The 11,810-nt window shown below is 66.7% G+C and carries 9 protein-coding genes; 3 read left to right on the forward strand and 6 right to left on the reverse strand.

Translation table 11 applies throughout. The features are described from left to right. Positions 1 to 80 precede the first annotated feature (80 nt). Positions 81 to 863 carry a FadR/GntR family transcriptional regulator gene (locus tag IHQ52_RS14890; RefSeq protein ID WP_024499205.1) on the forward strand — a complete coding sequence of 261 codons (783 nt, stop codon included), beginning with the start codon at positions 81 to 83 and terminating at the stop codon, positions 861 to 863. 576 nt (positions 864 to 1,439) lie between these two features. On the opposite strand, the gene IHQ52_RS14895 is transcribed toward IHQ52_RS14890, so the two are convergent. Together IHQ52_RS14895 and IHQ52_RS14900 are read right to left on the reverse strand one after the other, a co-directional pair. Continuing rightward, complete coding sequence (locus IHQ52_RS14895; protein WP_024499204.1) at positions 1,440 to 2,348, reverse strand: IS3 family transposase; 909 nt, start codon at positions 2,346 to 2,348, stop codon at positions 1,440 to 1,442. A 114-nt stretch (positions 2,349 to 2,462) separates the two neighbouring features. After that, positions 2,463 to 2,678, reverse strand: a complete 216-nt coding sequence (locus IHQ52_RS14900) for a hypothetical protein (protein ID WP_232512981.1) — start codon at positions 2,676 to 2,678, stop codon at positions 2,463 to 2,465. A 75-nt stretch (positions 2,679 to 2,753) separates the two neighbouring features. Here IHQ52_RS14900 and IHQ52_RS14905 point away from each other — a divergent pair, with 75 nt between their 5' ends. Beyond that, on the forward strand, positions 2,754 to 4,145 hold the full coding sequence (locus IHQ52_RS14905) for an IS256 family transposase (protein ID WP_096274036.1): 1,392 nt from the start codon (positions 2,754 to 2,756) through the stop codon (positions 4,143 to 4,145). Positions 4,146 to 4,453: 308 nt separating this feature from the next. On the opposite strand, the gene IHQ52_RS14910 is transcribed toward IHQ52_RS14905, so the two are convergent. The 4 genes from IHQ52_RS14910 to IHQ52_RS14925 all read right to left on the reverse strand — a co-directional run bounded on the left by IHQ52_RS14910 (position 4,454) and on the right by IHQ52_RS14925 (position 10,358). After that, a complete protein-coding gene (locus IHQ52_RS14910; protein WP_024497961.1) occupies positions 4,454 to 5,089 on the reverse strand; it encodes an HAD family hydrolase in 636 nt (211 codons plus the stop codon). Continuing rightward, the gene (locus IHQ52_RS14915) at positions 5,086 to 7,758 is read right to left on the reverse strand and encodes an NAD-dependent epimerase/dehydratase family protein (protein ID WP_193748656.1); all 2,673 of its coding nucleotides are present in this window, start codon (positions 7,756 to 7,758) and stop codon (positions 5,086 to 5,088) included. The genes IHQ52_RS14910 and IHQ52_RS14915 overlap by 4 nt, the downstream gene beginning before the upstream one ends. Before the next feature lie 72 nt (positions 7,759 to 7,830). Continuing rightward, a complete protein-coding gene (locus IHQ52_RS14920) occupies positions 7,831 to 10,164 on the reverse strand; it encodes an acyl-CoA dehydrogenase family protein (protein ID WP_024497963.1) in 2,334 nt (777 codons plus the stop codon). Beyond that, positions 10,161 to 10,358 carry a ferredoxin gene (locus tag IHQ52_RS14925; protein ID WP_024497964.1) on the reverse strand — a complete coding sequence of 66 codons (198 nt, stop codon included), beginning with the start codon at positions 10,356 to 10,358 and terminating at the stop codon, positions 10,161 to 10,163. The genes IHQ52_RS14920 and IHQ52_RS14925 overlap by 4 nt, the downstream gene beginning before the upstream one ends. A gap of 145 nt (positions 10,359 to 10,503) precedes the next feature. Here IHQ52_RS14925 and IHQ52_RS14930 point away from each other — a divergent pair, with 145 nt between their 5' ends. Further along, entirely contained in the window at positions 10,504 to 11,730 is a 1,227-nt protein-coding gene (locus IHQ52_RS14930) for a cytochrome P450 (RefSeq protein ID WP_024497965.1), read from the forward strand. Positions 11,731 to 11,810: the final 80 nt, after the last annotated feature.

Here is an 11,810-nt window from a genome sequence, read left to right on the forward strand (position 1 = left end):
GATCGGCCAGTGTTTCAGATTCGGTTCGGCCATCGCGCTCACATCAGGGAGCGTCCTGGTGACGCGAGAGGAAGATACCCATGACCAAGCCTGTCAACCTGGCTCCCATGATGGTCCCCACGACCACCTCCGGTGCGATCCGGTCCCCCAAGACCGCGGAACTGGTGGCGCGCACCCTGCGCCGGATGATCGTCGACGGCCAGCTGAACGAGGGTGATTTCCTTCCCCACGAAGCCGATCTGATGGCCCACTTCCAGGTCAGCCGCCCGACGTTGCGTGAGGCGGTCCGCGTCCTCGAGTCCGAGCGTCTCGTCGAGGTGCGTCGTGGCTCCCGTACCGGCGCCCGGATCCGCATCCCCGGCCCCGAGATCGTGGCGCGTCCGGCGGGCCTCCTGCTCGAACTGTCGGGGACGTCGCTGGCCGAGGTCATGCGCGCCCGCGAGGTCATCGAGCCGGCGGCGGCGGAGATGCTCGCGGACACGGGCGACGCCAAGGCGTTCGATGAACTGCAGTCGATCATCGACAACGAGCTGAAGGACGCCTACGAGAACGGCACCATGGCCCAGGCGTCGGTCTGGTTCCATCGCCGGATGATCGAGTTGTCCGGCAACTCGGCCATGGCGATGATCGCGGGCATGCTCAACGAGATCGCCGAGCGGCACATCGCCAGCACCATCCACGACGGCCCGATGCCGCGGTCGCAGTACACCAAGCTCATCCGCTCGTATCAGAAGCTCGTCGACCTCGTCCGCGCCGGCGACGGCGCCGAGGCCGCCGCCCACTGGCAGCGGCACATGAAGAACTCGAACCAGGCACTCCTCGCCGGACACGAGAACACCCGTGTCCGGGACGTGATGGACTGACTCCCCGCTGGTCGAGGTCTGTGGGGTGGTTGCTCGTTTCGACGCGGTGGCTCGCTGGCGCTCGCTACCGGCTCAACGAGCGGGTAGGCGTCCCCCTGTCCGGAGCCATGTCTCGTTGGTTGAGCCGGCACCGGCCCCTCCGTTGGTTGAGGTCTGTGGGGTGATTGCTCGTTTCGACGCGGTGGCTCGCTGGCGCTCGCTACCGGCTCAACGAGCGGGTAGGCGTCCCCTGCCCGGAGCCATGTCCCGTCGGTTGAGCCGGCACCGGCCCCTCCGCTGGTTGAGGTCTGTGGGGTGGTTGCTCGTTTCGACGCGGTGGCTCGCTGGCGCTCGCTACCGGCTCAACGAGCGGGTAGGCGTCCCCTGCCCGGAGCCATGTCCCGTCGGTTGAGCCGGCACCGAGCGCAGCGAGGGGTCCCTCCGGTGGTTGAGCCGGCACCGAGCGCAGCGAGGAGCCGCGTCGAAACCACCCGGCGAGCTGACCTCGATACGGCCGAGAGGGGTTACGGCTACCGGCCTTTCCGATCAGGTTGCGTTTTGTCCCGGCAACGGTGGGTGTCAACCTGTGTTGAGTCACTAGTTCGTGTTTAGTGCGATCTGGTTGTGCTCGTGGTGCAGGTTGATGCCGACGCGACTGCGCGGGCGGTGCACGCTGGAACGACGACGGCGGAACCGGTCGGGATTGTGCTCGTAGTAGGTGTTGAGTGTTGAGGCGCGCACGCTGTGGTGCCTCCGCCAGCTGCCGTCGTGGACTGATTGCGGAGTGAACAATGCCAGTCCACGGTGGTGGTGGTCGACGTTGAACCAGTCGACGTAGGACTCGACCCAGTCCCGAGCGCTGTGAATGTCGTCGAAAGTCGTCGGATATGACGGCCGGTGCTTCATTGTGCGGAACTCAGATTCCTTGTACGGGTTGTCATTCGACACACGTGGACGGCTGAACGACATGGTTACGTTCATCGCCGCACACAGCTGGGCCAGTCGTCCTGACCGCATGACTGACCCGTTGTCGGAGTGGATGATGCGTGGAATCTGATGGGTGTCGAATGCTGCAGCAAACAACCCCGCCGTAATGTCTTCGTCCTCGCGCGGTGCCACGCAGGACGCGATGATTTTGCGGGAGTACAGGTCCTGAATGGAGTACGCCTTGTATCGCTGCCCGACGTAGGTGCCGTTGAGGTCGGTGATATCCCACATCCACACCTGTCCGGGGGCGGTGGCCGCCACGACCGGCACCCGCCGTGGGGAACGTGTGCGTAGGCGTGGCGAGGCGGGGCGGGTGGACTGATCGACCCGGTTGGCGATGCGATACCAGGTGCGCGGCGATGCCAAGTACCGGCCCGAATCCCAGGTGCGGGCAAAGGTATCGAGCACCGACTGCCCCTGAGACCAGCCGGCCTGGATCAACTCGCTAATCGCCGCGACGTCGGCGGTGTTGAGCCGGCTGGGATAGGCCCGGTCTCGTTGGGCGATCGGATGTGACACCGCAGGTCGTGGCCGGTGACGGTAGTGAAACGATCCGCGCGATACCCCCCGCGATCGTCGACGCCGACCGCTGGGAATACCCCGAGGCTGTGAGTTCGGCGATCAGGCCGAACCTCATTTCTCGCAGGTGGGATCGTCCGGTGTCGTCCCGGGCTCTTGCGAGTCCAACTCGCGCAAGAGCCCGATAGCTTTTCCCAATGCGGCGTTACCGCCTTGCAGGGTCTCGATCTGCCGATGTAACCGTTTGAGCTCGTCGGCATGAGCACGCTGTTGAGCTTCTAATTGTTTCTCGGCTTCGATCGCTCGTCGGATCGCGTCCGGGCGGGTCACCGAGTCACGCGGCACCAGGCCGGGGGTGTCAGATGGTCTGTGTAAGTCCAGTGCTCATCAGTGAGAGGAAGATCTATGAGCATGGCGTTAGACGACAAGCAGCAGGGCCACGACGACGAGCAGTTGCCTGAACTGGCCGAGCCGCGCTCGACCGCGGAAGTCGCCGAGGCATTACAGGCCTCGGGCATGGTCGATGAGCTGCTCGCCCAGATCGATACCGGCCAGGTCCAGATCACCGGCGAAGGCGGGTTGATCCCAGGTCTGATCAAACTGGCCCTCGAACGCGGTCTGAGGGCCGAGCTGACCGATCACCTCGGCTATGCCAAGGGCGATCCGGCCGGGCGGGAGTTGCCCAACGCCCGTAACGGGTCGAGCCCGAAAACGGTGGCCTCGGAGGCCGGGCCGGTCGAGCTGAACATTCCTCGTGACCGTGACGGCACGTTCACCCCGCGGCTGGTCCCGAAGGGCTCGCGCCGCCTCGGCGGCCTCGACGACATCATCATCTCGCTCTACGCCGGCGGCATGACGTTGCGCGACATCCAACACCATTTGACCTCCACGATCGGCACCGATCTCTCGCACGAGACGATCTCGAAGATCTGCGACGAGGTCCTCGACGCGGTCGATGAATGGCAGAACCGGCCGCTGGAGCCGTTGTATCCCGTCATCTACCTTGACGCCCTGGTGGTGAAGGTCAAAGACGGCGCCCATGTCCGAAACAAGCACGCCCACATCGCTATTGGCGTCGACATGGCCGGCATCAAGCATGTGCTGGGAATCTGGATACAGGCCGAAGAAGGCGCCAAGTTCTGGGCCGGGGTGTGTGCGAATCTGGCCAACCGCGGTGTCAAGGACGTGCTGATCGTGTGCTGTGACGGGCTCACCGGATTCCCCGAAGCGATCGAGGCGACCTGGCCGCTGGCCACCGTGCAAACCTGCGTGGTGCATCTGATCCGCAACTCGATGCGGTTCGTGAACTACAAAGACCGCAAAGACGTCGCTCGGGCGATCAAACCGATCTACACCGCCCCCGACGCCGAGACCGCCCGCCGCGAGTGGGAAGCCTTCCGCGACTCGGAACTAGGCGCCAAATATCCGAGTGCAGCACTGGCCTTCGACCGAGCCTGGGATCGGTTCATCCCCTTCCTGGCATTCCCGCCCGAGCTGCGCAAAGTCATCTACACCACCAACTCGATCGAGTCGCTGAACTACCAGCTCCGCAAGGTCATCAAGAACCGCGGACATTTCCCCAACGACATCGCGGTCCGAAAACTCTTGTGGCTGGCCATCTGCGACATCGAAGACAAACGAGCCGCTCAACGCCTCAAAGAACGCGGGACCAGGCGGTCACAGCCCCGTAAGGCCCTCGGACGACTGGTCGAGGGACAGGTCGTCACCAACTGGAAGCAGGCCCTCGGACAACTCGCTCTGGCCTACCCCGACCGGATCGAACCCCACCTCAGCTAAACCCCACGGACCACAAGAAAACAAGAGTCACGTTCTTACACAGACATCTTGACAAGCTCACCAGGCCGCGTGCCAGGTCACCGGCCAGATAGGCCTGGCGCCATCGGTGCAGCTGGTACTTACTGATCGACCTGGCTTTCAGCCACGGTCCCTTCTGCCCCTGCCGAAGAGCCATGTACTCCTCCACAAGAGCTTCGATCTCCTCGACCGTGTAACCCGGTGACATGCTCACAGTGTGCTCCTCCCCATCAGGAGTGACTCACATCCAGAGTGGCAACCACCGCAAGCGGGACAAAACGCAACGTGATTCAGATACCCAGCCCGGCGAGGCGCGCCCGCAGCTCGTCGGGATCGGTGAACTCGATCGTTGTCATCCCGAGTTCCGCTGCGGGCGGCAGATTCTCGGCGAAGTCGTCGACATAGACGACCTCCGATCCGTCACAACCCAGGCGCCGCAACAGCTCCCGGTAGATCAGTGGGTCGGGTTTGCGCACTCCGACGTCCGCGGAGTTGAGGATGAAGTCGAAGTGGTCGAGCGGCAACGTCGACGCCAGGTGATCCCGGTTCTCGGCGACGTTGTTCGTCAGGACTGCGAGGGTGTAGCGACCGCTGAGCTCGGCGACGAGCTCCAGCATGGGTTGCCGCAAGGTACGGGTGTCGGCCATGGCGGCGCCGAGCCGTCGGATCTCGACCTCGACGCCGTGCTCGTCGCGTACCCGGACGCAGACGCCCTTGAGGAAGTCGCGAACAGACAACTCCCCCCGCTCGACCTTCGCGAATTCCCTATCGCCCCGGACGAATCGGTCGAGTGCGGTCTCGGGGAGGCCGAGTTCGGCACTGTACCGGCGCAACCCGGACAGGGGCGACTCGGTGAGGACCCCGGACCAGTCGAAGACGATGGCACGGATTGCGGCCGTTGCGGTGCCAGGTGTGGGCGTGCTCATCCCGGATTCGACACCAGCGCAGCCTGATCCGCCGACCCGACCTCGAGCACGGTGATGGTGCCGGCCGCACCGTCGACCTCGACCAGTGCCCCGTTCGGGATGCGTGACGCCGCGACCTGGGTGTCGACGACGCACGCGACACCGAATTCACGGGCGACCACGGCGGCATGCGACATCACTCCGCCGATGTCGGTGACGACGGCGGCGACGTGACCGAACAGTGCGGTGTAACCGATGTCGGTGACGTGGGCGATCATGATCTCGCCCGGCTCGACGTCGTCGATGGTGTGCGGCTCCACGATTCGCGCCCGGCCCACGACCTCGCCGCCGCAGATGCCGATACCGCCGAGTTTCTCTCCCGCCCCGAGCGGCTTCAAGACCTCGGCGGCCTGCCACTTCTCGGCGAAGATGGGCGGCATGTGCAGTTGTTCGAGCTTCTCGCGCTCGGCCTTTCGTCGTGCGATGGTCTCGCGAACTCCCTCGGGGGGATTGATGAGCACGCCCAGTGTGAGATGGAAGAGGTCGTCGGGGGCGTCGATGCGGCCCTGCGCGGCGAGGCGTCGGCCCTGTTCACGTACCAGTCGGCGCATGATCCAGGTGAGACGAACACAGCGGTCGCGGTTCTGTTCCCGCTGCCGGAGCAGCTTCGCCGCGATTCGCTGCGGCACCGAGAGTTTGCGCGGTGCGCCGGAGTGCTCGGGCTTGGCCTCGGCGCCCGCGGCGGCCCGGCCGACGGTGACCAGGAAGCTGTGGACGTCGTCGGAGAAGGACCTGGCGTCGAACTCCGATTCGGCCGGTCCACGGTGGCCGAAGCGATCGAGTGCCCTGGACACCTTCTTCCAGAAGTCCGGAGCCTGCTGGGCGACCCGGTCGGGCAGTCCCGGAGAGCGGTCCGCGAGGAGCGCGAGGATGTCGGGGTCGGCGGCCGCGGCGAGGGCGAGTTCCCGCACCCCCCGCAGGGTCGCGCCGCTCTCCAGGTCGTCGCCGAGATCGAGGTTCTCGTCGGAGTTCTTCGACGCGACGGTCAGGGCCGCTCCGCCGAGGAGGTTGACCACACCCTGCACCGTCCAGGCGTAGGCGAGCAGATCGCCCGCGAGCAGCAGCACCTGCTGCAGCTTGGCGTCGGACATGGTGTCGAGTTCGTCGAGGAAACCCTCGAGTCGTGTGGTTTGTGCGCGAACCTCGTCGACGTCGAGTTCCGATGTCCGGACGAGCGATACGACGCGGGCACCGACCGCTGCCGCGGACTTCGCCTTCGCCGCCGCGGATTGCGCAGGCGGAGTGAAAGTTCCCTCGATGGCTGCCTGCCCGCCGGGCAGTTCATCGGCGTGGGTGCCGGTGAACTGGGCCGCGAGCTCGTCGGGGTTGGTGCCCGGCATGGCCAGCGACACGTGGTAGGTCGCGGACGCGTTGATGTACATGCGGTGGGCGTGCACGGCCTGCAGACGGGCCGATGCCTCGGTCCGCAAAGCGCCTGGGAGACCGAGTAACTCGGCGACTGCCGAGGTGGTGCCGCGCAGTGCGCGACCCTGGACGTCGAGCGTGAGTGCGGTCGACGGGCCGGGCAGCGCCTCGGCCAGGTTGGTCTGCGAGTAGACCGGGAACCGGCGGTCGATCGGGGTGTCGAACTCGCCGCGCAGATCCTCGGGACCCGAATACGCCAGCGGCGCACCATCGGCGGGCGGTGCATCGGCGGCGACGATCTGGTGGAGGTACGGGATCCGGCCCCTCGCCGCGACGACGCGACCTCTGCTGGTGGTGCGGCCGACGACCGCGAGCCGGGTGTCGAGGACGGTGTCCGGACCGTTCCACACCGCGGTGAAGCCCCACTTCTCGTGGAGTTCGGTCAGGTCGCCCATGGGCATTCGTAGAGCCGCGGCCACCTCGCCCGCGGTGATGTGCAGCATGCCCCCGGCGACCTTGGCGGCGTTGATCATCGCGCCGCGCGGAAGAGCGAGCAGCTTGCGATCGAGCATCTCGGCGATGCGGCGCTGACTGACGGGTTCGTCGGCCGCGAGGTTGACGACACCCTCCTGGTCGGACGTGATCGCCAGGGCGAGGAACGCGGCGACATCGTCGTGATGGATGACCTGCCAGGGGTACTCGGGTCCGCTCGCGCCGATGTGATTGGCGCCGGCGAGGTTCTCCTGCAGGCGGTTGTCGGTTCCGCGCCCGAGGATGATGGCCGCGCGAACCAGAACAGAGGACATCGAGGACTGCTCGAACAACCGCTCGCACTCGGCCTTGTGGACGGCGTAGGGCTGATCGGGATGCGGGGTCGCGCCGCTCGCCTCGGTGCGCGGCGGCTCGTCCTCGGAGCTGCGCGGGCCGTAGACGGTGACCGACGACAGGAAGATCGCACGGCGTGCGCCGGCCTTCTCGGCGGCGGCGATCAGCTTGCGGGTGCCGCCCACGTTGGTCCGTTCCATGGCGTCGAGTCCCTCACGGGCGTCGAGCATGAAGGCGCAGTGGATGACCGCGTCGATGCCTTCGCAGGCCTCGGTCAGCACGGCGTCGTCGGAGATGTCACCACGGACGTGGGTTACCTGCGAAGGTAGTTCGAGGGGTGCGCTGCGACTGAGCCCGACCACGTCGTGGCCGGCTCCGACCAGCCGGGCAGCCGTGGTCCGGCCCACCAGACCGCTGACCCCGGTAATCAATACGCGCACAAGCGCCCCTCTCATTCCTTCGGCCGAACCTCACAAGGTTTACCAAGTGTACTTCGTGGGCTGAGACTGTGGTCACGTTTTCGGCGACAGAAGATGCGTCGCCGCCCGATCGCGCAGGACATCGGCGCCACCGGCGAGCACCGCAGTGGATCGGGCCCGGCGCAGGAGCAGATGAGCAGGGTGTTCCCAGGTGAAACCGATCCCGCCCAGCACCTGGATGCAGCTCTCGGAGGCGGTGATGGCGGCGTCGAGCGCGGAGGCCACGGCCAGGTCGACGCCACAGTCGAGGTCGGCGACGTTCGGCGACGTCTCGTCGATGGTCGCCGCGACGCCGAGGATCTGGTTGCGGGCGCCCTCGAGCGCGACGGCCGCATCGGCGATCCGATGGGACACGGCCTGGAATGAACCGATGGCGCGACCGAACTGTTCGCGCTGACCCGCCCAGTCGACCGCCAGGGCGACCGCCCGCGCGGTCACACCGACCGCATCGGCGCCGAGCGCGAGCAGCGCGATGGGCCGGACGCTCGCCGCGATCGCGTCGAATGCCTCGCCCTCGGCGAGGACGGTGCCTTCGGCGCCGTCGAAGGTCACGGTCCCGATCGTCGAACTGCGGTCGAACGCCTGCTGCGCCGACACCGCCACGGTCTCCGGCTGCCGGTCGACGAGAAGCAACACCGGACGACCGTCGCGCTGCGCCGGAACGAGGAACGACGCTGCGAGCGGCGCGCCTGGGACCAGGCGCTGTTCGCCGCGCAACGACGTTCCGTCCCAGACCGGTGCCGCGTCGCGCCCGCGACCCCAGGCGTGGTCTGTCGGCAGCGACGTGGGCACGACGACACTCCCGGACACCATGGCGCCCAACGTTTCCGTGGCCCCGGCCGCGTGCAGGATCGATGCCGCGACGACTGTGGGCAGCAGGGGAACCGGCGCGATCACCTTCGCGCATTCCTCGATCGCGGCACACAGCAACCGCACGTCGGCGCCTGCTCCCCCGGCGTCGGCGGGGACGTGCAACGCCGGTAGGCCGAAGCCGACGAGATCCGACCAGAGCCGTTCGTCGGTGGCGTCGACGGCGCGAGACCGGTCCAGCAGGTCGGCGGGGTCGAGGGCCGACTTCAGAGCTCCCGCGAGCGCGGCGCGCAGTTCGCGTTCGTCGTCATCGGCCACCGCCATCGGTTCGCCGGCCGCCACGACCGACGATTCGTCGACGCGTTCGCCGCGTGAGGACGGCAGGCCCAGAACCTTCTCGGCGATCGTGTTGCGCTGGGTCTCTGCGGTACCCGCGCCGATCGTCGTCGCACGACTCATCAGGTATCCGTACGTCCACCGGCCGCCGTCGCAGGCGCCGTCAGCACGTGAATCCAGCACTGCCGCTTCGCCTGTCGCGCGCAGCGCCAGAGCGTGCAGACGCTGCTCGAACTCCGACTTCACGAGTCGGTTCACCGACGCGACGGCACCCGGATCCTGCCCACGAAGAACTGCCGCGAGCGCACGGGCGCTGTTCTGTGCGACCGACTGCACGCCGATTTCGAGGCCGGCGACCTGCTGCCGGATCAACGGGTCGTCGGCGAGACCCTGCTCGATGACCAGGCTGACAACGCGGTCGACGGTGTGGCGGTAGCGGAACTCATCGGCGAGGAACGCGGTCGCGCGTTCGTGGCCGAGGGAGGTGCGCATGATCGACCATCCCTCCCCCTCCGCGCCGATGCGATTGGCGACCGGGACGCGCACCTCGTCGAAGAAGACCTCGGCGAAATGGGCTGCGCCACTGATGTCCCGGAGCGGCCGGACGGTGATGCCGGGACTCGTCATCGGTATCAGCAGATAACTGATACCCGAGGTGGAGCGCTTCGTCCCGGGCTCGAGCGGCGTGGTCCGCACCAGCGCGAAGATCCAGTCCGCGCGGTCGGCCTGACTCGTCCAGATCTTCTGACCGCTCACCACATAGTCCTCGCCGTCACGGACGGCCCGGGTGGTGAGCGAAGCCAGGTCGCTGCCGGCCGCGGGTTCCGAGAATCCCTGGCACCACAGCTCATCCGCCCGCAACAACGGCTTGAGGAACCGTTCCTTCTGGGCGTCGGTCCCGTGCGCGATCAGGGTCGGCGCCACGATCATCGACAGCGGACAGGGATGTGACGGCACCTTGGCGGCCGAGGTGATCCGGTAGTAGTCGAGCAGGTCGTCGAGAGCGAGGTCGAGGCCCCCGACCTCGCGCGGCCACGCCGGAGCGGCGAGTCCGTGGTCGTCGAGCTCTGCCTGCCAGTCCCGGGCACGCTGGTAGCGGTTTCTCGACTTGTCCGGCGTTCGTGACCGGTAGTCCGCGATGAGGTCGGTCAGTCGCGTCCGCCAGTCCTCCGTCGACCCCGGGTTGCTCGACGCCGGGTTGTTTGATTCCGTGGTGTTCACGCGTCCTCCTCGAGTCGGAGTGCGCGTTCGGGGCAGGCGTTGACGCCGGCGCGCGCGGCGGCGAGCCGGTCCGCCGGAACCTCCTGATCGTCGACCAGGCTGAAGCCCTCGTCGTCGATCGGGAAGAGGTCGGGGTCGGTGGCGAAACACTGTGCGTGACCGACACAGAGGTTTCGGTCGAGTCGCAATCTCATGTCGGGGCTCCCTCGGGCGCGGGTCGGGCTGATGTGGCGCGGGCAGATTCGCGACCAGTTCCCAGAAGGGTAACTAAGTTAGCGATCCCGGTGGTAGCTTTGGGCCAGCGAAACCCGTGCCGACGAGACTGCGAGGCAACCACCGATGTCCGAGATCGCGCCCAGCGGCAATGCATATGACACCACCTTCGACCACCGCACCGACGAGCCCGCGCGGGCCGACCAGTTCGGACGCTGGGACGAACTCCGCAATGCGTGTCCCGTGCAGGTTAACCGTACCGCGGCGCCTCGTCCGATCTGGTACGTCCTCGGCTACGACGAGGTCCTCACAGCATTCCAGGACTGGGAGACGTTTTCGAGCGATTCGGTCGAGGCCTTCGAACCCGACGAGGCGTACGAGAAGAAGAAGCGCTGGATCCCCGTCGAGATCGATCCGCCGATGCACACCGAGTACCGCTCGCTGATCTCGCCGCACTTCGGACCGAAGGCGATCGCCGAACGCGCCGACGACATCCGGCAGCTCGCCTGCGACCTCATCGACGCCCTCGCGCCGAAGGGACAGATCGAGTTCGTCGCCGAATTCGCCAAGGATCTACCCACCAGAGTCTTCCTCGACATCATGGGCATGCCCGTCGACGACGCGCCGATGCTGCTCGCGTGGATCGACTCGCTGATGCACTCCAAACCCGAGGACGATCCGGATTTCGCCATCCGTCTGGGTGTGCGCAAGAAGGTGATGGGCTATCTCGCCGGCATGCTCGCCGAACGGCGGGCTGACCCGCGCGACGATCTCATGAGCGTCATCGTGACCGAGCCGCTCAAGAGCGGCCGCCCGATGGACGACGAAGAGGCGCTGTCGATGACCTTCCAGCTCTGGATGGCCGGGCTCGACACCGTCGCCAACGCACTCGGCTACACGTTCCGATACCTGGCCGCGCATCCGGAGCAGCGGGCCCTCATCGTCGACGGAACCGTCACCCCCCGTGAGGTGACCGAGGAGATGCTGCGAGCGCGCTCGGTGGTGAACACCAGCCGAGTCGTCAAGAGCGACACCGAACTCGGCGGTTGCCTGGTCAAGGCCGGTGACCGGCTCATCCTCTCCACCGCGGCCGCCAACCGAGACCGCGAGGAGTTCGAGGACCCCGAGCAGATCGTGTTCGGCCGAAGTCCGAACCGACACATCGCCTTCGGTGCCGGCCGGCACCGCTGCCTCGGTTCGCATCTGGCACGCCTCGAACTGGAAATCGTGATCGAGGAGTGGCACAAGCGGATTCCCGACTACCGGGTACCCGGCGGCGCCACCGTCGAAGATCATGTCGGTTCGGTGTCCGGACTCATCACCCTGCCGTTGGAGTGGGACGTCACCGACTGACGCCACCGCCGCGGCGGCATGAAAAGCGCGGCCCCCCATCGCAGCCTGAGGTGCGAGGAGCGCAAGCGACGAGCCTCGAA

This window comes from Gordonia amicalis (assembly GCF_022059885.1).
GTDB classification, from domain to species: Bacteria; Actinomycetota; Actinomycetes; order Mycobacteriales; family Mycobacteriaceae; genus Gordonia; species Gordonia amicalis.